The sequence below is a fragment of the Mycetocola sp. Y719 genome (assembly GCF_056713205.1).
In genome coordinates, this window is sequence record NZ_JBWYGY010000001.1 from 182,799 (window position 1) to 204,099 (window position 21,301).

The window sequence follows — 21,301 nt, forward strand, 5'->3', positions numbered from 1 at the left end:
CCTGACTGTGCTCCGCGACGGTCAGGCAAAAAAATTCTGTAAGCCGCCCCTGCAGGTCAGTTTAGGACTTTCGGTCAGATGCGCCACCTCACCCTTTTCGGGTGAGGTGACGCCCGTTTCCCTGAAATTCACCTCCAGATCCACGACGGTGGGCCGCCCGATTCGGGTGAAGAAGGTCCGCCGGGTCACCTCACCCGAGTCGGATGAGGCGACGTGCACCCGCCGTCGCCACTCTTGTTGGGCAGGGACAAGCAGCTCGCACAGAGTGTGTGCCGCATCGCTGGTGCCTCGTCGTCAACGGTCACATTCAATGAAAGGACAGATGATGGACATCTGGAACACACTCTGGGAATTCTTCTGGCTCTTCTTCTGGAGCTTCGCGTTCATCGCCTACCTCATGGCGATTTTCTCGGTCATCGGCGATCTTTTCCGCGACAGCTCAGTCAACGGCTGGGGTAAGGCGCTGTGGATCATCTTCCTGATCTTCCTGCCTTTCCTGACGGTTCTCGTCTACCTCATTGCGAGGGGGCAGGGCATGGCAGAGCGCAGTCAGCGGGATGCCGCGAATTCGCAGCGGGCGACGAACGAGTACATCCGCGAGGTCGCTGGTTCAAGTTCCGCGGATGAGATCGCGAAGGCGAAGGCGTTGCTCGACGCCGGCACCATCACGAACGATGAGTACTCCGCACTCAAAGCACGCGCGCTCAAGAGCTAGAGGTTCAGCCAAGCGCACAGAGCGGGCCCTGCGTCGTCGATCATCGGTGGCTCAGGGCCCGCTTCGTTTTCAGTATGGTTTCGTGCGCGTTCTCTAGAACCGGCTGAGACCATCGCCGAGGATGATGGCGCCGATGAGGAGCAGTACGACAGCGGTGACCGTGCGGGCGTGTCGCACGATCCACCGCTCGGCCTCCTGGAGACGGGGCCGCGTCGCTTCGGGGCGAGCGAGCGCGACGATCACAGGAGCAGCTACAGTACTCCCCCCAACGATCGAGAAAATGGCGAGGAGCACGACGATCTCAGGGTCGTTGAGCCTCGCAGTGCCGATGATCAACCCGGCCGCCGTCGACAGGAGCAGCGCCTTCGGACGAATGTTGAGAGCAAGGCCCAGGGCAAGGGCGGTAATCGGTCTGATCGTGCCGACGGCCCGCAGCCATCGGGGCATCCCGACACGGGAATCGGCTCCATCCCGCACGAGCAGCACGATGCCAGACGCGATGAACGCGAGGCCGATCACCGTGGACACGGTGGCGACCGTCGGCCCGCTGCCTAACACCGAGAAGGTCGGGAGCGCTTGCGCGCCGTATGCCAGCAGACCTGTCACCAGGAAGGATCCTGAGAGCAGGCCGATCAGAAAGAGGATCGCCGAGGCCGTCGATCGCGGCGCGAGCAGGATGGTGATCGACACCAGAATGGGCACCGTGCTGAGTGCGGCCGCGACCATCAAGGGGAGGAGCTGACCGATGACGCCGATCATGTTCCCTCCCGACTCGTCGCCGGTGGTGGTGGTGGTGGTGGTGCGCCGGCAGAAGGCGTCGCTCTTCTGGCACCTGTGACCAGTGGATCAGTACCTGTTGCCGAGCGCCTTCGCCTTCAATGCATCGAACTCTCCTGCTGAGATCACGCCCTTGTCCAGGAGCGCCTTGGCCTGGGCGATGTCCGCGGCGGGAGCGTCGGAGGCGCGCGGCGTGTAGTCGGGTTCGCTGACGATACCTCTGTCACGACCCTGGCGGTCGGCCATTCCCGAACCACGGGCGATCAGGTAGATCAGCACGGTGAGGAACGGCACGAAGACCAGGAAGATGATCCAGACGGCCTTCAGCCAGCCGTTCAGGGAACCGTCCCTGAAGATGTCGATGAGCACGGAGACCAGGGCGATGAGGTACGTGACGAAGGCCACGCCCCAGAACGTGAGCCAGAACAGGGACCAGATGTTGTTCCAGATGGAATCCATGGGCGGGCCTCTCAGTCGAAAACGCTTGAGCCGAAGATATGCCCGCTGGCGTCGGTGTTGACCACCCGCAACGGGTGATACTCACCAACCGGCTGGCGCGCTGTGCTGTGGTTGAGCCCTCAGCCGGGCTCCGCGAATGCCAACCCGCGCGCGTTGAGATGCTCGGTGAGGATGCGCACGGCTTTCGGACCGACGCCGTGGAGCTGGAGAATCTGCGATGACGTGACGGCGGTGAGCTGGTCGAACCGGGTGTACCCGTGCACGGCCAGTTCTCGCCTGGCGGTCCTGCCGATCTCGCGTGGGAACTCCGTCGGAACCGCAGCGTCCTCAGTGGGCATGGTTCACGGCTCCTCCCTGTGACCAGGACCAGAGGGTCTGGTCGAGATGACTGTCACCTGCCCCATGGACGAGACGCGCGGAACACCCGTTGACGATGGACATCTGCGGCGGGACGTGCCCGCACTCGACGTCGGCGATGATCGGCAGATTCAGCGACGCCAGCGCGTCCAGGACCGCCTCGTCCTGGGTCAGCGTCGGTGCGTTCGGGGCCGAGGTGCGGCCGATCAGGATCGCGGACGCTCCATCGAAAAACCCTGCCAGACGCATTCCGTGCAAGGCTCGACAGATCAGGAACGCGTTCTCCTCAGACGCTTCGACATACACGAGAGTCGCCTCGTCCCCGTCCGCACCTCTAAGCCGCGCTGTGTCGCCGTATCGGGTGCCGGTGAGAGGCGCGACCGTCTCGATGCAACCGCCGATGAGTCGTCCGGTCACGTCGACCGGTCCTGTGCCGCAGTCCAGGCGCCGCCACGTTCCTGACCCGTTCCACGTGTGTTCGGTGAGTCCGGGGTTCGCGGTCCAGTCCTCCCACTCGCCTGCGTGATGCACGCCGGCGGGCGACTGCCGGATGACGGACCCACCCGGCGACGAAGCGACGTCGATCCACGACGCCAGGGACTCCGGCAGATCGAACGGGGTGTCCATCAGGTTCGGGCCGTGAATCGTGGCCCACCCCGACAGCAGTGTGAGCGGGACGAGAAGGGTGGAGATGTCTGAGTAACCGACGACCCACGTCGGCTCCGCCCGCCCGAGCGCCTCGAAGTCGAGGTGCGGCAGCAGGTCGATCGCCGTCTCGCCACCCCACGGGGGAATGACGAGCTCGATGCCAGGATCCAGGAGCATCCGCATCAATTCGGCTGCGCGTTCCTGAACGGTGGCGCTGATGTGTCCGTTACCGTCCATGCATGAACCGACCTCGACCCGGTAGCCGCGCGCTTCGAGCCACCGGACGGCGAAATCGAGCCGGCCGCGGTGCTCGGGGCCCACGCCGCTGGACGGCGAGGTGACCCCGATTCGCGCTTCGGGTGAAAGAGGGCGAGGGAAGCGGACAGTCATTGATCGGTGGCGGCCGACGGGGCTTCGGCAGGCTGGGGCGCCGGCGCCGGGGCCGTGCGGTCTTCCAGCATCCCGAGCAGCCAGCCGCCGGGGAGGAGGACGACGCCGATCGGAATGAGCAACGCCGAGAGGAACCACAGGATCGACAGGAGGTCGTTCTCGACCGGGGTGAATTCGCCGGTCGTCTGAGGCGGTTGCCACATCGACGCGTCAAGGGTCACGCCTGCGATGAGGGACACGATGCCCAGAACAATCGCAACACGAGAACTCAGATGTGGAGGCAGGCGCGGTTCATCGGCGGATGCCGCCGCCTCCGACGCGACGGGTGCCCTGACACGGTGGATCTGTCCCGCGACGATCGACGCCACCAGGAAGGCGGCGCCCAGAGGAAGAGCGATACCGCCGAGGGTGATCACGACCCAGACGAGCAGGCTCGCCGCCAGTTCCTGCCCGCCGAGAGCGAAGGCCGCGGTGACGACGAGGTTGCCGGTGAGCAGCCCGATGAGAGCGAGAACCGCTCCGAGCCACCAGCCGCGCCGGGGTGTCAGCCACACGGTGGTCATCCTTCGATCAGGTTGCTGATCAGGTCTGACTGGAGATTGGGCATGGCTCGAAGCTAGCGCAGTTCCTGCCGGGGCGAAATGGTGGAGATCAGCGGTCGGAGAGCGCCGGTGACAACCGGACCAGTCTGGCGGTGCTCGTCTCGTCGAGGTCGGCGACGGCGTCGCGGGACTTCACGAAGTCGGAGAACGAACGGAAGCCGAGCGCTTTCTCGCTGAACGACGGGTCCATCCGCTTCATCTGGGTCTTCACGTTGGAGCTGTGCAGCCAGTCGGCGTCGTCCTTTTCGTGGCCCAGGCGGAGGGCGCGTTCGAGCAGGCCGGTCGCGACCTCCTGCGGGTCTGGCTCAGGCTCGACGTCGTCATCGATGACCGGGTCGGGCGACTTGGCCCGACGCGACGCTCGTCTCCGTGCCGGCGCGACGGCAGAGTCAGGGTCGGAGAACACCGGGGCCACGGCCGCCGGGGCGTCCTTCGCCGGAGCATCCGTGGTCGCATCATCGGTGACCGGCTTCTTCGCGCGTGACGGCCGCGTGCTCGGGGCCTGTGCCCCGTCGGTCTTCGCCTGCGCCTTTTCAGTGACGGCTGGAGGAGCGATCGGCTTCACGCCAGGAAGGGCGTCGTATGTCGCGAATTCGTCGCACGCGGCGGCGAGCGAACGGCTCGTTGAGCCGGCGACCCCGATGCCGACGACGTACCGGCCGAGTCGCTTACAGCGCTGGGCGAGGGCGATGTAGTCAGAGTCGCCCGCGACGATGACCACGTGGGTGAGGTCGGGGAGCCGGAACATGTCCTCGACCGTGTCGACGGCCAGGCGGATGTCCGCACCGTTCTTCGCATACGCGGCAGCGGGGAAGAGCTGTACGAGGTCGACGGCACGGCTGACGAGCTGCCCGCGGTAGTCGGCGTTCACCTGGGCGGACCAGTCTGCGTACGCCCGGGTCAGGACGAGGGTCCCGAACGAAGAGGCGAAGTCGATGACCGCGCCGATGTCGACGGTGGCGCGTCCGAGTTTCTCGGCGATCTCGGGGTCGGCGTCGCGGTCCGAGGCGCTGAAGCCCCTCGCGCGATCGCGCATGAACTGGCCGCGTCCGTGCACCTGGTCATAGCGCGAGATCACGATGTTGTCGAAGTCGATGTAGACCGCGACGCGTGTGTCGACGGGTTCAGGCATGGGGGCTCTTCTCGCTGAGTGGTGTGCTCCCAGTCTGGCCTGTGCCCGGCGGACGCGCCAACAGCGGGCGGATGTCATCGGGCATCCTCCGCGTCTCTCATTCGTCTGACGAGGTCGCGAATCCACGATGGGCGGACAACAACTCGAGTTCCGGGCGGTTCGCCACTGAGCACTCGACTTCGTCGAGGACGTCCACCGCATGGTGATGATCGGGGGACACGACGGTTGCGCCGATCGCGGCGCGCCGGTGCAGGTCGAGGTGTCCGACTTCGGCAGAGCTCACGTCGAACCGTCGCCGAAGGTCCGCGATCAGGGGGCGGACGATCGAGCGTTTCTCCTTGAGCGAGTGCACGTCGCCCAGCAGGAGGTCGAATTCGATCCAGCCGATCCACATGTCCTCAGGATGCCACGCCGTCGACGAGAACGGCGCCCGAACGAAACCGTTCGGGCGCCATTCAGAGAATCGTGCTCAGTAGCGGGGTTTCCGCGCTGGCCTGTCGTCGCGCTTCGCGGGGCCGCCACGGTCCGGACGCATCTCGATGAGCTTGCCGCCGATGCGGGTTGCCGCGAGGCTGTTGAGGACATCATCCGACAGATTCGCTGGGAGTTCGACGAGCGAGAAGTCGGGGCGGATGTCGATGTGGCCGAAATCGTTCCGGCTCAGCCCGCCCTCGTTGGCGATCGCGCCGACGATCTGGCGCGGTTCCACCTTCTGGCGCTTGCCGACCGCGATCCGGTAGGTGGCGAAGGGTGAATCGCCGCTGCGAGGGCGGCGTTCGGGGCGGTCGCTCTTGGCGTCGCGTCCACCACGGTCGCTCCGGCCGCCGCGATCGTCGCGGGACTTCTCGCGTGATGCCGTCCTATCACGCTCGAATTCCTGCTCGCGGCGCTGGGCACGCTCGTCCTCAGCGGAGAGCAGCAGCGGGGAGTCGCCCTGCGCGACGACGGCGAGGGCGGCCGCGACGTCGACCTCAGGCACGTCGTGGTGCTCCATGTAGTGGCCGATGATGTCGCGGAAGCGACTGATCCGGTCTTCCTGGCCGAGGGCATCCGTGATCGCGTCGTCGAAGCGGGTCAGGCGGGTGGCGTTGACATCGTCGACGCTCGGGAGCTGCATCTGCGTCAGCGGCTGGCGGGTGGCCTTCTCGATCGCGGTGAGCAGGCGGCGTTCGCGCGGAGTGACGAAGCTGATCGCCGTTCCGCTGCGTCCGGCACGACCGGTGCGGCCGATGCGGTGCACGTAGGACTCGGTGTCGATCGGGATGTCGTAGTTGACGACGTGGCTGATCCGTTCGACGTCGAGACCACGGGCGGCGACATCGGTGGCCACGAGGATGTCGAGTTTGCCGGACTTCAGCTGGTTGACGGTGCGCTCACGCTGGGCCTGGACGACGTCACCGTTGATCGCGGCGGCCGAGTAGCCGCGGGCACGCAGCTTCTCGGCGAGGGTCTCGGTCTCGTTCTTCGTGCGGGTGAAGACGATCATGCCTTCGAAGTTCTCCACCTCGAGGATGCGGGTGAGGGCATCCACCTTCTGCGGGTAGGAGACGACGAGGTAACGCTGGGTCGTGTTCACCGAGGTCGTGGTCTTGTTCTTGACCGTGATCTCTTCGGGGTCGTGCAGGTACTTGGCCGAGATGCGACGGATCTGGGCGGGCATCGTCGCCGAGAACAGGGCGACCTGCTTGTCGTCCGGGGTGTCGGCGAGGATCGTCTCGACGTCTTCGGCGAAGCCCATCTTGAGCATTTCATCGGCCTCGTCGAGGACGAGGTACTTCAGCTCGGACAGATCGAGCGTGCCTTTGTCGAGGTGGTCCATGATGCGGCCGGGCGTGCCGACGACGACGTGGACCCCGCGGCGGAGGGCTGACAGCTGGACGCCGTAGCCCTGTCCACCGTAGACGGGCAGCACGTGGACGCCTTTCAGGTGTGAGGCGTACTTCTCGAACGCCTCGCAGACCTGGAGCGCGAGTTCGCGGGTCGGGGCGAGCACGAGTGCCTGCGGGGTCTTCTGGGAGAGGTCGAGGCGCGACAGAATCGGCAGCGCGAACGCCGCCGTTTTGCCCGTACCGGTCTGGGCGAGGCCGACGACATCGCGACCGGCGAGAAGCGGGGGGATGGTCGCTGCCTGGATCGCGGACGGTGTCTCGTATCCAACGTCCCGCAGTGCTTTGAGCACCGCGTCATCGAGCCCGAGCTCGGAAAAGGTCTGGCCGGCGGTTTTTTCGTCGCTGGGCGTGGTGGTTTCAGGGGAAGTCATAGGTCTAACGGTAGTCCTATGCGGATGTGCATCCGTTGTGGGGATGCCGCTGGCGGTGCTTCACGCCCCGGATCGATCTCAGTTCGGCTTCGACGCCTTGCCGTCGAGCCACAGCTCGTTCGAGCCGTCGCTATGCACACCGCTCGTTCCGACGTGCTTATCCGAGATGGTCGGACCGTTCTTCAGCACGTGGACGAAGGCCATCGCGTGTCCGCGCCCGAGGCCGTAGTCGTCCTTGAACCACTCGACGACAGCCGCGGCCTTGACCGGTGGCACATCGAGGCCGCGCTCACCCGCAATGGCGAGCAGCTGGCGCGGGGTCAGCCCCGTCTTCTCTTCGATGGTGTCCAGGTACGCCTGAAATGACATCCGTGCAACCTCGTTTCGTCTGCGTGTTCTCCTGCCTGATCAATCATGGCGAACGGAGAGGGTCCTCGGCCAGTCGTCTGACCCCCGGACTCTCGGCGCGTACTCAGGAATCCGGGAACAGCAGGGGCCGGACCCCTGTTCTCTTCAGCGTGCCCATGCCCGACAATGGACAGGGTTCAACACTGAGGAGGCCACACATGACCGGTACCACTGAAACCGCGATTCTCGCCGGCGGATGTTTCTGGGGAGCGCAGGAGCTTCTCCGCAAGCGCCCAGGAGTGATCTCGACCCGGGTCGGCTACTCCGGCGGGGAAACCCCCAACGCGACGTACCGCAACCACGGTAACCACGCCGAGGCCGTCGAGATCGTCTTCGACCCAGAGCAGATCTCCTACCGCGATGTGCTCGAGTTCTTCTTCCAGATCCACGACCCATCGACGATGAATCGCCAGGGCAACGACATCGGCGCCAGCTACCGCTCGGCGATCTTCTTCCTCAGCGACGAGCAGAAGCGCGTCGCGGAAGACACCATCGCGGATGTCGACGCGTCAGGACTCTGGCCGGGCAAGGTCGTCACCGAGGTCACTGCGGCCGGTCCGTTCTGGGAGGCCGAGGAGGAGCACCAGGACTACCTGGTGAAGTACCCGAACGGCTACACCTGCCACTTCGTGCGCCCGGGCTGGAAGCTGCCGCGTCGTGAGAACGTCGCCAGCTAGCGAAAAGCACAAACGAAACGCCTCCGAGATCATCGGGGGCGTTTCTTTCGTCACTGACCGCACGGGCGGTGCCGGCGTAGTCAGGAGATGAGCACGTACACGAACCCGCCGATGCCGACGATACCGATGACGACGCTCAGCCAGAGGAGGAACCCAGGGATGCCCGCACGCGCCGGCCAGGTCGGGATGTGATTGCTCATGATCCCAGCCTACGGCGAACGCGCGCGGTGCCGCCAGATCGTGTCAGCGTGAGACCGAACTCTCCGCGAGGATTCCGTCGATCTGTCCCATCGCCTGGGTCATTCCCTCGATCATGCCCATCTCGGACATCTGCTGGAGCTGCTCGGCGCTTGTGAACCTGGTGACCGAAATCATCCGGGTCACGCCGGCATCCTGCTCGAAGGTGACGACGCACCGGGTGGTGTCCTCCGGATCGAGGGGCTCACCGTCGTCGCCGGCGAAACCGTCTTCGAACTCGAGCCGGTTCGGTGCGTCGATGGCGATGACTTTCCACCAGCCGTGAGCCTTCTGGCCCTCGGGTCCGGTCATGTAGTAGCGGGCGTCGCCGCCGGGAGTGAACTCGAGGCGATCGAACGTCGCCGGCCAGGTGGGCGGTCCCCACCAGCGCTCGAGCTGCCTCGGGTCTTCCCAGACCTGCCAGACACGGTCGACGTTCGCGTCGAACTCAGCGGTGAAGGTGAGCGTGAGGTTTTCGACGTCCTTGTGAGAACTGACTACAGTCACTGTTCTTCTCCTTTCGGTGGGCCGGCGAGAATTTCGCCGATCCGGATGGCACGGTCGTGCCAGATCTGTTCGTAGGCACTGAGCAGATGGGCTGCCCGGCGGAGAGACTCGACGTTTCCATGCACGATCTGCTCCCGTCCTCGTCGCTCCTTGGTGACGAGCGTCGCCCGTTCGAGCACGGCGATGTGCTTCTGTACGGCGGCGAAGCTCATGGCGTAATGCTGAGCAAGCATCGACACCGACTGTTCTCTCTGAAGGGTCCTGGTGACGATGTCGCGACGGGTCGCATCCGCCAGTGCCTGGAAGATGCGGTCCACTTCGCTGTCGCTCAATTGATATACAACCATTTGGTTGTACGTTAGCACAGCGTCCACGGCAATACCAGTGGTCCATAACCCGGTAGTTCACGCGTCGTACTGGAACACCTCGTCGAGCGGCACGCCGAACGTCATGGCGATCTGAAAGGCGGTCTCCAGCGAGGGGGAGTAGCGGCCCTGTTCGATCGCGATCACCGTCTGGCGGGTGACGCCGATCTGTTCGGCGAGCTCGGCCTGGGTCATCTCACCGCGCGCGAAGCGGAGGGCTCGAATCGAGTTCGTCACCCGGCTTTTCTTCACCACTGGGCGAACCCGCGGCGGTATGCGGTGATCTTCACGATGGTGGCCGCCACAGCGGCGAGGACGAAGGCGAGGTAGATCACGTTGGCGATCCAGAACGTGTCAGCCTCGAGCATCGCCAGAAGTAGGGCGACGATCGCGCCGGCCAGCACGAACGCGTGGCCGATGTACTCGCCCCTGCGATAGATCTGGCGATCCCGCTGGTCCTTCTTCTCCCTGTCGGGTCCGGAAAAGATGCCGATGACGATGCCCGCGATGATGCCGGCCAGGATCGCGCCGCCGATCGCGGACAGCATCGGCAGCACGTACGGCGTCGCGGTGAGCGGCGTCTCCGACTGGGACAACAGGACGACCAGGTAGGTCACGTATCCTGTGACGGCGATGATCCCGAATGCCCAGGTGTTCTTCTCCTCATACGACATCGGATGCCCCCGTGTTCGATCGGTCGCCGAGCTTGCGTCCCGAGATGAGGAGCCAGAAGATCAGTGCCACTTCACCGACGAAGGTGAAGAGCGCGAAGGTCGGCGAGAAGTCCGGAACGAGCACGGCGCCGAATCCGTCGGCAAGGTAGCCCAGCCCGGCTATGACGAGCAGGACGCCGAAGATTCGCGGCATGAAGCCTGACCGGAAGCCGAGCCAGCCGATGACGAGCAGGTGGACGGCGAAGAGGATCAGGCTCACCTGCCAGGTGGCGTCGTAGACCTCGATCGCGCGCATCGCCTGGGCGGGTTCGTCGAGAAGTGCAGGAACCGTCACGAGCTGGCTCACCGCGACGACCAGGCCGGCGGCGTATGCCGCGCGGAGTGCGGCGGCTGTCACCGCGAGGCCCCGGTTCACGGGCTCGAGAACGACGAGCAGGGCGACGGCCACGACGATGTCGAGGAGAGCCACGATGATCATCGCAGCGATGCCGGCGCGAAAGAGCGGTTCGGCTGCGGCGATGTTCGCGGTGGTCCTGGCGGCGTCGCCTGCCGCGATGAGCGGGGTCAGGGCGCCGAAGTTGGCCCAGCCGCCGAGGACGGCCATGAGCGCGAGCGAGATGCCGGCGACCATGCTCGCCTGACCGGGAGCGGCGGCGTGTTGGGTGTGTCCGTGCGAGCGTGCCCGTGGTGGGCGGTGAAGTGTGGCCATGACCGGCTCCCTGGTTGATGGGCGGATTACCGCAAATGTAAAACAGACCAGACTCAATGTCAAGAATTCTTTACACGATGTCAGGTTGACCAGACATCGAGCGGGTCAGAGCCACCCTGAACGTCGGTCGTCCGGGTGTTAGTGTGACCGCCGGGGCGGGTCCCGCCAGGATTCATCGCGATGAAGGAGAGCACGTGGACGGCGCCACCGAGGATGCCTGGTCGGCGGTTGCAGGGGAGTGGGCTGAGCTCTGGGGCGACGTCGCAGACCCCGTCCGCCGACGGATCGTGGAGCTCACCGGCATCCGTCCCGGCTCACACGTGCTCGACGTCGGCTGTGGCAGCGGAGAGTTCCTCGCCATGCTCGAGCGGGCCGGCGCGGTGACGGCGGGCATCGATCCAGCCCCCGCGATGATCGAACGGGCGCGGTCGCGTGTGCCGGCCGCAGACCTCCGGCTGGGTTCCGCCGAGTCTCTCCCGTGGCCGGCGGACACCTTCGACGTCACTGCTTCCGTCAACGCGCTTCAATTCGCCGACGACATCCACACCGCGCTCCGCGAGCTGGCGCGGGTCACCGTTCCCGGCGGGTTCATCGCTGTCGCGAACTGGGCGGAGGGGGAGCGCAACGACCTCAATGTCATCGAGGCCGCCGTCGCGGCATCCTTCGACGAGGAACTTCTGCCGGACGCTGACCTTCGGATGCCTGGCGGCCTGGAACGACTGGTCGACGGCTCCGGTCTGCTCGCCCTGGCCTCGGGACTGGTGGAGGTGCCGTGGGAGGTGCCAGACGATGTCCGGCTCGTCCGCGGCATCCTGATGGGTGAAGACGCAGACGGACTCGCCGCCGGCGCCGCAACGGTGATCGAGGCGGCGCAACCCTTCCTGACGGGTGGCGGGGGATACCGGCTGGTGAACGCGTTCCGGTATGTGATCGCTCGGACCCCACCGGCCGACGGTGCTCGGGCGGAGCATTGAAGCCGAAGTCAGGTCGTGCGGCGGGCGTCCGGCGTCGTCGCCCGATCTGAGCACACAACAACCGCAGGATGAGCCGCTACGGTCTGCAGTTCGAACGGAAATGGACGGTACGTCCCAGGCACCGCGTCGGTGCACAGCGGATCCGTGCACGGTCCATCGTTGGGCTCCTCCGCATACCGACTGTTCCGGTGGGGAATGCTATCGGCACGCTGTGCGGTCCAGAATGAAGGCATGCCCACCGTGCTGCATGTCGTCCGTTCCATCGTCGCGCCGGTCACGCCGACGCGTCTGTTCCGTTGGATCGGTCCACGCGTGCTTCCGCCACTTGAACGTCTCGTTCGTGTTCTCAGCGGGGGTCGCATCCAGGTGAGCGGCCTCCTCGTTCCGTCGCTCGTGTTGCATTCGGTCGGGGCGAGAAGCGGTGTCGTTCGCGACACCGTTCTGATGTACACACCGGATGGCAGCGGGCGCGCCATCGTCGCCGGCACGAGCTTCGCCCGCGACAGGCACCCTTCGTGGACCTACAACCTGGCGGCACACCCGCAAGCGTCGATCACGGTGCGCGGGAGATCGTTCGCGGTTCACGCGAGCCGGATCGCCGACACCGAGCGCGACGCGGCATGGCAGCGCATCGAAAGGCAGTGGCCCGGCTATCGCGGATATGAGCGGGATTCAGGCAGGACTGTGCGCCTCTTCCTTCTCCAGCCGGTTCGCAGCATCCCAGCCGAAGAAGAGGACCCGCATGATGGTACTCGCGATCCACTCGACCGACCCCTCTGACGGGAACGGATCCCCAGGCCCTTCTCAACGGAAGGGGAGAACGACAGTCGTCCGTCGGCGTGATCAGTCGGCGAGGTCGGGCGGCCAGACCACCCGGAATCGCTCGAGCACGATCTCGTCCGATTCGCTCCAGGTCGTTCCCCGTGCGGCGCAGGTGCGGGTCCAGTAGTTCGCATGCCCACGCCTCCAACTCGCCAGCGTGCGGTCGTCCTCGCCCTCGTCCCACGCGAATGTCTCGTCGACGCTGTCGAAGGTGCCGAGCCGGAATTCGACGCTGCGCATGATGATCCGTGGTGTGCCTGTGCTGTCGCAGGCGATCCAGTGCGAGCCGATCCTCGGCAGGGGGTCACCGTCGGCAGCGAATGCGGCGGCCAGCTCGGCTGTCGCCCGCTTCGCCCCGTGCATGACCTCGTGCAGCAGTTCGTCGGCCAGGCGCGCTGAATCGCCGAAGTGTTCGACGGTGTATTCGGGGCAGGTGCGTACGGCGTCTGGGTGAGCGGCGGAGTACTCGGCCCAGAACGCCGCACCCGCCGCGGTGTCCGGCGCTGCAGCCGGGAGTTCATGATCAGGCATCCGTCCAGTGTTCCAGATGACTGAGTCGCACGGGGTGAGTTGTCGACCCCGGCTGCTCCCCACTGACGGGCGGCGAGACGTCACGACGTTTATCGTGTTCAGATGACGACCACACGAACACGTGCCCTGGACGCGGCCATCGAGCTTGTCGGGACCGAGGGCCTCAGGGCTCTCACCCACGTGAGGGTCGACGACCAGGCCACATTGCCACGGGGATCGACGTCGAACTACTTCCGCACCCGGGCGGCGCTTCTCGCCGGCGTGGTCGAGCGCATCATCGATCGCGAGCTACCCCAGGTGGAGGCGGCGGAGGAACTCCCTGCCACCGCCGATGAACTCATCGACGCCCTCTGCACGCTGCTCGACGCCACCACGGGCCAGGGGCGGACGCTCACGACCGCGCGGCTCGTCGTGTTCCTCGAGGCCAGCAACGACCCGGACCTGCGGGACGCCCTGGCCAGGGGGCGTGTCGCCATGGAGGCCGCAACCGTCGGGATGCTTGCGCGGATGGGTGCCACGAACCCGGAGTCCGGAGCAGCTGCGATCATGGCCTGCTCTGAAGGTGTCATCCTCCATCGGATCGCCCGCCACGACGAGACCGACCCCCGCGCGGTGATCGAACTCGTGGTCCGTGCCGCCCTGCAGTGAACTCGAAGGTGTCGGACGGGCGTCGTATGCTCGGCAGCATGAGCTCGCGAGAGAACCTCCGCGTGTGGATCGAACCGTGGGGCGCCGATGACCAGCCGGTGCTCGAAAGAAGCAACACTCCGGAGATGACGCAGTTTCTGGGCGGGCCGGAAACCCCCGGGCAAATCGTCGCGCGTCAGGCGAAATTCCTTCGACTGTGGGAGTCAGGAGAGGCCCGCATGTTCACGATCCACGCCGAGGGCATCGCCGAAGCCGTCGGGTCGGTCGGATACTGGACGACGTCCTGGCACGATGTTCACGTTTACGAGTCGGGCTGGAGCGTCGCAACCGCCTATCAGGGCCACGGTTTCGCGTCGCAGGGACTCTCAGCGTGTCTCGATCACGCTGCTGACCACGGCGACAGGGATGTCGTCGTGGCATTTCCCCGGGTCGACAACACGGCGTCCAATGCCCTCTGCCTGGCCCTCGGCTTCGACCTCAGCGGGGTGGAAGATTTCGAGTACCCGCCGGGCACACCGATCCGCGTGAACGCGTGGAGATACGACCTCGTCGCCCTTCGGAGTCGGCCCCGGCCGGGGGGAGATGCCAGATCCACCCTGCAAGAATGACGTCGTGACTCTCACGGCATTCCACTTCGGCGACCAGACCATCACGCTGCGCCGGGCCGGTCTCTCCGACGTTCCCGGCATCGTCTCCCTTCTCGCAGCCGACCAGTTGCGCGCAAACGTCGACTCGACGGCCGACGCGCATCGAGCCGGCTATGAGCGGGCGTTCCGAGCGATCGACGGCGACCCGGCGCACCTTCTCGTCGTGGGGACCGATGCTCACGGCGGCGTCATCGCCACCATGCAACTGACGTTCATTCCCGGCCTGGCTCGAGGCGGAGCAACTCGACTCCAGATCGAGGCGGTCCGTGTCGACGCCGACCTGCGAGGGATTGGCGTCGGTGGCGCGATGATCGAATGGGCCATTGATGAGGGACGGCGACGCGGTGCGACCCTGGTGCAGTTGACCTCCGACCGGTCCCGCGCCGCCGCTCACCGGTTCTACGAGCGACTGGGCTTCGAACAGTCACACGCCGGCTTCAAGCGCGCCCTCTGACGCCCCTGAACAATCCCGAACAGTCACCGCTGACACAGACGGACCCCGCTTCAGTGCGAGTCGGGGCGGGGTCCTCCCTGTCCCGGCGGGGCGTCCGCGGGTCAGCCCTTCTTCCGAGCGGTCACGAGCAGGTACTCCCAGTCGATGGCACCTGACCCGCGATCGAACCGGCGGCCGAGCTCAGCCAGTTCGCGGTCGAGAGATGCGACGCGTTCGGCGTCGTCACCGATGTTCTTGTAGGTCGCGATCGTCGGACCGTAGCGCTCCTTGAAGTAGTCGCGAAGCGCTTCACCCGAATCGAACATCGTCACCGCGAGGTTCCTCCGAGTCGCGGTGACGTCCGTGACTGCGTCGCCGAGGAGCGATCGGACATGGGTTTCGTCACCCCAGCGCGGCGGTGGAGTCGCCCCGGGTGGCGGCGGCGGCGCGTACGGTTTCATCGTCGCGAACATCTGGCCGATGAAGCCCTCAGGCGTCCAGTTGATCAGGCCGATCGTGCCTCCTGGCATGCACACCCGGAGAAGCTCAGCAGCGCTGAGCTCATGGTGCGGCGCGAACATGATGCCGACCGTGGAGATCACCGTGTCGAATTCCCCGTCTGCGAACGGAAGCGCCTCGGCATCCGCCTGCTTCCAGTCCAGGCTGACGCCGAGCTCCTCCGCCCGCCGGCGACCCACGTCGAGGAGTTCGGGGGTGAGGTCGCTGGCGACGACGCTGGCACCGGCCTGCGCGGCCGGGATGGCCGCATTGCCTGACCCGGCTGCGATGTCGAGAACGCGTTGCCCGGGTCCGATCCCACAGGCGTCGACGATGGTCGTGCCGAGTTCGGAGATGATGTCAGACGCGAGCGTCGGATAATCCCCGAGTGCCCACATGGAGCGGTGCTTGGCCTTCAACGCGCGATCGGCATCCGTATCTGTGATGACATCCGTCATCGTTCTTCCTTTCGTTCGGGCGGCGCTGAACCATGCCGCCGGCTTTTTCTCCCTCAGGATGCGCCGCTTCGATCCCTCCGACAAGGGGGCCCTGTGCGATGCCCATGGCCCGTCGGCCTGCCACGCGGGTAGGTTGTCAACATGGCAAACGACGCAGTTGTGCTTCCGGTCCCTGGTCCGAACGGCGAACGCGAGGTGCGCATCTCCAGCCCCACCCGCGTCCTCTGGCCGGAGCCCGGCATCACCAAGCTCGACCTCGCCCGCTATCTCATCGATGTCGGTGACGCTTTCATCCGGGCCAACGGAGACCGACCCGTCTCGCTGCAGCGCTTTCCGGGAGGGATCGACGGCGAACAGTTCTTCTCGAAGAACCCGCCGAAGGGAGCCCCGGACTACGTCCGTGCCGTCCCCGTCGTGTACCCGAGCGGCCGGTCCCATCCGCAGCTCGTCCTCGACGAACCGGCGGCGGCGGTCTGGGCCGCTCAGATGAACACCGTGGTGTTCCATCCGTGGCCGTCCCGCGCCGGCGACTCCGACAATCCGGACCAGCTGCGCATCGACCTCGACCCGCAGCCGGGCACCGACTTCGCGGATGCCATTCCCGCCGCGTTCGAGCTGCGCTCGGTCCTCGAGGAGGCAGGGCTGACCGCTTACGTCAAGACCAGCGGCAACCGCGGCATCCACGTCTTCGCGCCGATCGAACCTGTTCGTGAGTTCCTCGACGTGCGGCACGCCGTCATCGCGACGGCCAGGGAACTCGAACGTCGGATGCCGGACGCGGTCACGACGAACTGGTGGAAGGAAGAGCGCGGAGAACGGATCTTCGTCGATTTCAACCAGGCCAACCGCGATCGGACGATGGCCGGGGCGTACAGCCCGCGTGCTCTCGCCCACGCTGCGGTGTCATGCCCGCTCGACTGGGCTGAACTCGAGGGTGCAGACCCGACGGCGTTCACGATCCTCACCGTCCCTGAACGCCTCACGAGGGTCGGCGACCCGTGGGAGAACATGCACGACGAGCCCGGCACCATCGACGTCCTGCTCGAGTGGTGGGAGCGAGACGTCTCGAGTGGGCTCGGCGAGCTTCCATTCCCGCCAGACTTCCCGAAGATGCCGGGGGAGCCACCCCGTGTGCAGCCGAGCAGGAAGAACGCGAAGAATTGGGACGAGGACGAGAAGAAGATCGACTAGTCGAGCACGTCGCTGAGGTCGTACGCGATCGGTCGGTCGAGCTGGTCGAAGGTGCACGATGTCGCTTCACGGTCGGGGCGCCAGCGGAAGAACTGCACGGTGTGCCTGAATCGCATGCCCTCCATCTGGTCATACCTGACCTCGAGCACGCGACTGGGCTCGAGCTGGACGAAGGTCCTGTCCTTCCCGGACGAGAATCGGCTCCGATCCTTCTCGCCGGTAACGGCGGCTCCGTCATCACCGCGGACGACGAGAGGCGCCAGTTCGTCGACGAGCTCCAGGCGTTTCGCGTTGCTGAACGCCGACGCCCCGCCAACGCCCTGCAGGTTCCCGTCCGCATCGTAGAGCCCGAGCAGGAGCGACCCGACTCCCTGTCCGCTGGTGTGTACGCGGTAGCCGAGCAGCACGACGTCGGCCGTCCGATGGTGCTTCACCTTGAGCATCCGCCGTTTTCCGGGGGAGTATGGCTCCGCAAGGGGCTTCGCGACCACACCGTCGAGCCCTGCCCCCTCGAACTCGACGAGCCAGTCGCGGGCCAGCGCCACATCCGTCGTGGTCCTGGTGAGGTGGAGCGGATGATCCAGAGGGCCGACGAAGAACTCGAGCGCGGCTCGCCGCTCTGCGAACGGGGTGTCGAGGTAGCTGTCGTCGCCGAGCGCCAGGAGGTCGAACGCGACGAACATCGCCGGCGTCTCAACAGAGAGCATGGCGATCCGGCTGGCGGCCGGGTGGACCCGCTGGGACAGTGCCTCCCAGTCGAGTCGCTGGCTGCCCGGCTCCCCGCTCGGTACGACGATTTCACCGTCGAGGATGCAGGGGGAGGGGAGGAGTCGGGCGAGGGCATCCGTGAGTTCGGGAAAATACCGGGTCAGCGGCTTGGCGCCACGACTGCCGATCTCCACGGTCGTGCCGTCGAACGAGACGATCGCCCTGAAGCCGTCCCACTTCGGTTCGTAGCTGAGTCCGCCCGCGACGCTGTCGGGCTCAGGAACGGAATCCACCGCCTTGGCGAGCATGGGGGCGGGAAGGGCGGCAGGCGAGAAGTCCATGGGTCGATCCTGCCCGAGTCACGGCTCCGGCGACAGGGCCGGATGGCGAACGTCAACCCTCATGACGGGCGGCATCGCCGGTGTTAGCGTTCTGGCACTGTGCAGACCTTCCTCCCGTATCCGTCATTCGTCGACAGCGCCCGTGTCCTCGACCGCGCCAGACTCGGCAAGCAGCGGGTCGAGGCGCTGCAACTCCTGCGAGCCGTCACGATCCCCACATACGGCTGGCGCCACCACCCGGCGGCGAAGATGTGGCGGGGCTACGTCCCCGCACTGACGAGGTACGGTCTCGACATGACGGATGCCTGGATCGAGCGCGGTCACGCCGACTCGGTCCGGCCGCAGATCCTCGAATTCGCTCCGGAGGTGGAGACGCTCGGCCAGGACGAGCTGGACCTGCCGCCCTGGCTCGGGAACCACGCCCTCCACCTCAGTCACAGGTCGAATCTTCTCCGGAAGGACCCCGATCACTACGGCGGGCTGTTCCCCGGAGTTCCCCACGACCTTCCATACGTCTGGCCGACGGAGACCCGGTAGAACCGTGGCCACCGCTTTCATCGGCATCTCCGGTTGGAGGTACAAACCGTGGAGGGGTGTGTTCTACCCGAAGGGCCTCGTCCAGAAGGATGAGCTCGCGTTCGTCGCAGAACGTCTCAACTCCGTCGAGATCAACGGCTCCTTCTACGCGCTGCAGACTCCGGCGAGCTTCCAGCGCTGGGCCGCAGAGGTGCCTGATGGCTTCGTCTTCGCGGTCAAAGGCGGACGGTATCTCACTCACATCCTCCGGCTGAAGAACATCGAGACGGCTCTGCCGAACTTCCTCGCCTCAGGGGTCCTCGCACTCGGCCCCATGCTCGGTCCGCTTCTCTGGCAGCTTCCACCGACCCTCGCATTCGACGCGGGTCTCATGCGGTCATTTCTCCACGCACTCCCGCGCACCACCGCCGCCGCGGTCGAGGTCGCGCGCGGCCACGACGAACGCCTCGATGGGCGATCGTGGCTGCGGACAGATGCGGACAGGCCACTCCGGCATGCAGTCGAGGTCCGGCATCCGAGCTTCGAATGCCAGGAGTTCGTCGACCTGATGCGCGAGAACGATGTCGCGATCGTGGTTGCGGACAGCGCCGGGCACTTTCCGCAGATCTTCACGGTGACTTCGGACATCGTCTACGTCAGGCTCCACGGGGCACAGGAACTTTACGTCAGCGGCTATCCGGACGCCTTGCTGCGCACGTGGGCCGATCGGATCGGGGGCTGGCTCACCGGCGCGGGCATACCGGACGGCAGACCGAGGGATGTGTACGTGTACTGCGACAACGACGTGAAGGTGCGCGCGCCGTACGACGCCATGCGGCTGCGAGAGCTCGTTGCGGAGCGACACCCCTGAGGTTCGACACGACCGACGTCAGCGACGGGCCGCCGAACGCTCGGCGAGGAATGCGTGCACAGAAGAGATCACCACAGAGCCCTCGCCGACGGCAGAGGCCACGCGCTTCACCGAGCCGCGCCGGACGTCGCCGATGGCGAAGAAGCCGGGGACGGACGACTCAAGAGCCCCAGGTGGCCTCTCGTGGGACCAGATCCGCCTGCCGCCCTCGAGCACAACGTCGCTTCCGGTCCAGACGAATCCCCAGTTGTCGCGAAGCACGGCCGCTGGAACCCAGTCGGTGTGCGGGGCAGCACCGATGGTGATGAACAGGGCATTGCTCGGTACCGTCGTCTCCTCGCCGCTGACCCGATGGCGAAGCACGAGATGGTCGAGCCGGTCTCCATCCCCACCCCCTCCGACGACCTTGGCCTGGGTGATCACGGTCACGCCCGCTGCGGTGAGTTCGTCGATGAGGTACTGCGACATGCTGGCGGCGAGGTTCTCGCTGCGAACGATGAGCGAGACGGATGCCGCGTAGCGGGCCAGGTGCAGGGCGGCCTGCCCGGCGGAGTTCCCGCCGCCGACGACATGGACGATCCTGCCGGACTGTGCCTTGGCTTCGACGGCGGACGCCCCGTAGAACACGGCCGAACCCACCCACGGGTCGAGCCCGGCGATGGCCAGTCGACGGTACGACACCCCGCTGGCGAGGACGACCGAACGGGCTCTCACGGTGTCCGTCCCGACGTCGAGCAGGAACCCGTCCTCGTCGATCTGCATTCCGGTGACCGCCCTCGTATGGGCGAACCGGGCACCGAACACCCAGGCCTGCTGGTACGCGCGCTCCGAGAGTTCCGCCCCTGAGACGCCGCGGGAGAATCCCAGATAGTTGCGGATGAGAGAGCTGGAACCTGCCTGCCCGCCGATCGACTCCCGTTCGAGGACGAGCGTGTCCAGCCCCTCGGAGGCGGCGTAGACGGCAGCGGCGAGTCCGCCTGGGCCCGCGCCGACGATGGCGAGGTCGACAGTGCCTGTCGGGAGCACCGTGTTGAGCCCGACCGCCTCGGCCAGCTCGGCATTGTCCGGGTCGACGAGGAGCCGGCCATCGGTGAGCCGGACGGCGGGGGCATCCGGCTCGGCCGTCCCCGTCTCCTCCGCCGTGGTCCGCGCGAGCGGTGACCCCGGTTCGGCGTAACGGAACCGGATGCCGGCGCGCGAGAGAAAACGGCGGATTTCGTGTACGCGGGGGAGAGCGTCACGCCCGAGGACCACGGCGTCAGGTGGGTGATCAGCGGCCGCCCGCTCCCACTCGAGGAGGAACTCGGTCACCGTGCGGTGGAAGTATTCGTCAGGACTCCGCCTCGGCAGGATGACGTAGTAGTCGATCTGGCTTCTCGTCATGGCCGTGAGGATCGACTCGGCGATGGACGAGTCGACCCAGGATCCCCACCGGATGACGAGACCGCGGCGCACATCGGGGAACAGCCGCCTGGCGACGTCGAAGACGGTGTTGCCGTCCTCGTCCTCGGTGAGGTCGTCTGAGAGCAGGAGCGCGACCGGATCGCCTGCTGTAGACGCCGAGCGAAGCGCCCCGGCGGATTCGGCTGCGCTCGCCGATGCCGTGATGCGGTAGTCCGTGGCGTAGCGACGGCGGAGCTCGGCGACGAGCCGGTCACGGATGGCCGCGTCCGCCGCGCAGGTAAGGATGATCGGCACCCGTGCCCCGCCGTTGTCGACCGTCATCACGTCCTCCGCCCCGTCCCG

Annotated in this window: 28 protein-coding genes; 10 read left to right on the forward strand and 18 right to left on the reverse strand. The window is 66.2% G+C overall.

The window, feature by feature from the left end; translation table 11 throughout:
* Positions 1-325 precede the first annotated feature (325 nt).
* Complete coding sequence (locus AC1M0F_RS00700) at positions 326-715, forward strand: SHOCT domain-containing protein (protein WP_480236288.1); 390 nt, start codon at positions 326-328, stop codon at positions 713-715.
* Positions 716-808: 93 nt separating this feature from the next.
* Here the strand turns inward: AC1M0F_RS00700 and AC1M0F_RS00705 are convergent, their stop codons facing one another.
* The 9 genes from AC1M0F_RS00705 to AC1M0F_RS00745 all read right to left on the reverse strand — a co-directional run bounded on the left by AC1M0F_RS00705 (position 809) and on the right by AC1M0F_RS00745 (position 7,709).
* Positions 809-1,474 (reverse strand): GAP family protein, encoded by a 666-nt coding sequence (locus tag AC1M0F_RS00705; protein WP_480236289.1) that lies wholly within the window; start codon positions 1,472-1,474, stop codon positions 809-811.
* Between the two features lie 87 nt (positions 1,475-1,561).
* Positions 1,562-1,951 (reverse strand): SHOCT domain-containing protein, encoded by a 390-nt coding sequence (locus tag AC1M0F_RS00710; RefSeq protein ID WP_480236290.1) that lies wholly within the window; start codon positions 1,949-1,951, stop codon positions 1,562-1,564.
* A gap of 119 nt (positions 1,952-2,070) precedes the next feature.
* Positions 2,071-2,289, reverse strand: a complete 219-nt coding sequence (locus AC1M0F_RS00715; protein WP_480236291.1) for a helix-hairpin-helix domain-containing protein — start codon at positions 2,287-2,289, stop codon at positions 2,071-2,073.
* Positions 2,279-3,346: a S66 family peptidase gene (locus AC1M0F_RS00720; RefSeq protein ID WP_480236292.1), complete on the reverse strand. Its 1,068-nt coding sequence runs from the start codon at positions 3,344-3,346 to the stop codon at positions 2,279-2,281. Before AC1M0F_RS00720 ends, AC1M0F_RS00715 begins: the two co-directional genes overlap by 11 nt.
* Positions 3,343-3,909 carry a hypothetical protein gene (locus AC1M0F_RS00725; RefSeq protein WP_480236293.1) on the reverse strand — a complete coding sequence of 189 codons (567 nt, stop codon included), beginning with the start codon at positions 3,907-3,909 and terminating at the stop codon, positions 3,343-3,345. The genes AC1M0F_RS00720 and AC1M0F_RS00725 overlap by 4 nt, the downstream gene beginning before the upstream one ends.
* Positions 3,910-3,997: 88 nt before the next feature.
* Positions 3,998-5,080: an NYN domain-containing protein gene (locus tag AC1M0F_RS00730; RefSeq protein WP_480236294.1), complete on the reverse strand. Its 1,083-nt coding sequence runs from the start codon at positions 5,078-5,080 to the stop codon at positions 3,998-4,000.
* A gap of 97 nt (positions 5,081-5,177) precedes the next feature.
* On the reverse strand, positions 5,178-5,474 hold the full coding sequence (locus AC1M0F_RS00735) for a DUF503 domain-containing protein (RefSeq protein WP_480236295.1): 297 nt from the start codon (positions 5,472-5,474) through the stop codon (positions 5,178-5,180).
* 75 nt (positions 5,475-5,549) lie between these two features.
* Positions 5,550-7,340, reverse strand: coding sequence for a DEAD/DEAH box helicase (locus tag AC1M0F_RS00740; protein ID WP_480236296.1), 1,791 nt, complete (start codon positions 7,338-7,340; stop codon positions 5,550-5,552).
* A gap of 78 nt (positions 7,341-7,418) precedes the next feature.
* Positions 7,419-7,709 (reverse strand): DUF4287 domain-containing protein, encoded by a 291-nt coding sequence (locus AC1M0F_RS00745; RefSeq protein ID WP_480236297.1) that lies wholly within the window; start codon positions 7,707-7,709, stop codon positions 7,419-7,421.
* Positions 7,710-7,906: 197 nt separating this feature from the next.
* Here AC1M0F_RS00745 and msrA point away from each other — a divergent pair, with 197 nt between their 5' ends.
* A complete protein-coding gene (msrA, locus tag AC1M0F_RS00750; RefSeq protein ID WP_480236298.1) occupies positions 7,907-8,425 on the forward strand; it encodes a peptide-methionine (S)-S-oxide reductase MsrA in 519 nt (172 codons plus the stop codon).
* A 243-nt stretch (positions 8,426-8,668) separates the two neighbouring features.
* Here the strand turns inward: msrA and AC1M0F_RS00755 are convergent, their stop codons facing one another.
* Genes AC1M0F_RS00755 through AC1M0F_RS00775 form a run of 5 tightly spaced genes read right to left on the reverse strand, consistent with a single transcriptional unit; the run spans position 8,669 to position 10,917 of the window.
* Positions 8,669-9,169 (reverse strand): SRPBCC family protein, encoded by a 501-nt coding sequence (locus AC1M0F_RS00755; protein WP_480236299.1) that lies wholly within the window; start codon positions 9,167-9,169, stop codon positions 8,669-8,671.
* Complete coding sequence (locus tag AC1M0F_RS00760) at positions 9,166-9,516, reverse strand: ArsR/SmtB family transcription factor (RefSeq protein ID WP_480236300.1); 351 nt, start codon at positions 9,514-9,516, stop codon at positions 9,166-9,168. The genes AC1M0F_RS00755 and AC1M0F_RS00760 overlap by 4 nt, the downstream gene beginning before the upstream one ends.
* A 57-nt stretch (positions 9,517-9,573) precedes the next feature.
* Positions 9,574-9,789 (reverse strand): helix-turn-helix transcriptional regulator, encoded by a 216-nt coding sequence (locus tag AC1M0F_RS00765; protein WP_480236301.1) that lies wholly within the window; start codon positions 9,787-9,789, stop codon positions 9,574-9,576.
* Positions 9,783-10,208 (reverse strand): hypothetical protein, encoded by a 426-nt coding sequence (locus AC1M0F_RS00770; RefSeq protein WP_480236302.1) that lies wholly within the window; start codon positions 10,206-10,208, stop codon positions 9,783-9,785. Before AC1M0F_RS00770 ends, AC1M0F_RS00765 begins: the two co-directional genes overlap by 7 nt.
* Positions 10,198-10,917, reverse strand: coding sequence for a DUF4386 domain-containing protein (locus AC1M0F_RS00775; RefSeq protein WP_480236303.1), 720 nt, complete (start codon positions 10,915-10,917; stop codon positions 10,198-10,200). The genes AC1M0F_RS00770 and AC1M0F_RS00775 overlap by 11 nt, the downstream gene beginning before the upstream one ends.
* A 194-nt stretch (positions 10,918-11,111) precedes the next feature.
* Here AC1M0F_RS00775 and AC1M0F_RS00780 point away from each other — a divergent pair, with 194 nt between their 5' ends.
* Both AC1M0F_RS00780 and AC1M0F_RS00785 read left to right on the forward strand, forming a co-directional pair.
* Positions 11,112-11,891, forward strand: a complete 780-nt coding sequence (locus AC1M0F_RS00780; RefSeq protein WP_480236304.1) for a class I SAM-dependent methyltransferase — start codon at positions 11,112-11,114, stop codon at positions 11,889-11,891.
* A gap of 231 nt (positions 11,892-12,122) precedes the next feature.
* The gene (locus AC1M0F_RS00785; RefSeq protein ID WP_480236305.1) at positions 12,123-12,671 is read left to right on the forward strand and encodes a nitroreductase family deazaflavin-dependent oxidoreductase; all 549 of its coding nucleotides are present in this window, start codon (positions 12,123-12,125) and stop codon (positions 12,669-12,671) included.
* 63 nt (positions 12,672-12,734) lie between these two features.
* Here the strand turns inward: AC1M0F_RS00785 and AC1M0F_RS00790 are convergent, their stop codons facing one another.
* On the reverse strand, positions 12,735-13,244 hold the full coding sequence (locus AC1M0F_RS00790; RefSeq protein ID WP_480236306.1) for an ASCH domain-containing protein: 510 nt from the start codon (positions 13,242-13,244) through the stop codon (positions 12,735-12,737).
* 102 nt (positions 13,245-13,346) lie between these two features.
* Here AC1M0F_RS00790 and AC1M0F_RS00795 point away from each other — a divergent pair, with 102 nt between their 5' ends.
* From AC1M0F_RS00795 to AC1M0F_RS00805, 3 genes are read left to right on the forward strand one after another with little or no spacing between them, the layout of a single operon-like run.
* The gene (locus AC1M0F_RS00795; protein ID WP_480236307.1) at positions 13,347-13,892 is read left to right on the forward strand and encodes a TetR/AcrR family transcriptional regulator; all 546 of its coding nucleotides are present in this window, start codon (positions 13,347-13,349) and stop codon (positions 13,890-13,892) included.
* Positions 13,893-13,930: 38 nt separating this feature from the next.
* Positions 13,931-14,500 carry a GNAT family N-acetyltransferase gene (locus AC1M0F_RS00800; RefSeq protein ID WP_480236308.1) on the forward strand — a complete coding sequence of 190 codons (570 nt, stop codon included), beginning with the start codon at positions 13,931-13,933 and terminating at the stop codon, positions 14,498-14,500.
* 4 nt (positions 14,501-14,504) lie between these two features.
* On the forward strand, positions 14,505-14,993 hold the full coding sequence (locus AC1M0F_RS00805; protein ID WP_480236309.1) for an N-acetyltransferase family protein: 489 nt from the start codon (positions 14,505-14,507) through the stop codon (positions 14,991-14,993).
* Positions 14,994-15,094: 101 nt separating this feature from the next.
* Here the strand turns inward: AC1M0F_RS00805 and AC1M0F_RS00810 are convergent, their stop codons facing one another.
* Positions 15,095-15,928: a class I SAM-dependent methyltransferase gene (locus AC1M0F_RS00810; RefSeq protein ID WP_480236310.1), complete on the reverse strand. Its 834-nt coding sequence runs from the start codon at positions 15,926-15,928 to the stop codon at positions 15,095-15,097.
* A gap of 141 nt (positions 15,929-16,069) precedes the next feature.
* On the opposite strand from AC1M0F_RS00810, the gene ligD reads away from it, so the two are divergent.
* Positions 16,070-17,119: a non-homologous end-joining DNA ligase gene (ligD, locus tag AC1M0F_RS00815; protein WP_480236311.1), complete on the forward strand. Its 1,050-nt coding sequence runs from the start codon at positions 16,070-16,072 to the stop codon at positions 17,117-17,119.
* Here the strand turns inward: ligD and AC1M0F_RS00820 are convergent.
* Positions 17,116-18,168, reverse strand: a complete 1,053-nt coding sequence (locus AC1M0F_RS00820) for an ATP-dependent DNA ligase (protein WP_480236312.1) — start codon at positions 18,166-18,168, stop codon at positions 17,116-17,118. The two genes, ligD and AC1M0F_RS00820, sit on opposite strands and share 4 nt — an antisense overlap.
* A gap of 99 nt (positions 18,169-18,267) precedes the next feature.
* Between AC1M0F_RS00820 and AC1M0F_RS00825 the strand changes: the two genes are divergently transcribed.
* Both AC1M0F_RS00825 and AC1M0F_RS00830 read left to right on the forward strand, forming a co-directional pair.
* Positions 18,268-18,705: an MSMEG_6728 family protein gene (locus tag AC1M0F_RS00825; RefSeq protein ID WP_480236313.1), complete on the forward strand. Its 438-nt coding sequence runs from the start codon at positions 18,268-18,270 to the stop codon at positions 18,703-18,705.
* A gap of 4 nt (positions 18,706-18,709) precedes the next feature.
* The gene (locus tag AC1M0F_RS00830) at positions 18,710-19,555 is read left to right on the forward strand and encodes a DUF72 domain-containing protein (RefSeq protein ID WP_480236314.1); all 846 of its coding nucleotides are present in this window, start codon (positions 18,710-18,712) and stop codon (positions 19,553-19,555) included.
* An 18-nt stretch (positions 19,556-19,573) separates the two neighbouring features.
* Here the strand turns inward: AC1M0F_RS00830 and AC1M0F_RS00835 are convergent, their stop codons facing one another.
* On the reverse strand, positions 19,574-21,280 hold the full coding sequence (locus tag AC1M0F_RS00835; protein ID WP_480236315.1) for an NAD(P)/FAD-dependent oxidoreductase: 1,707 nt from the start codon (positions 21,278-21,280) through the stop codon (positions 19,574-19,576).
* Positions 21,281-21,301: the final 21 nt, after the last annotated feature.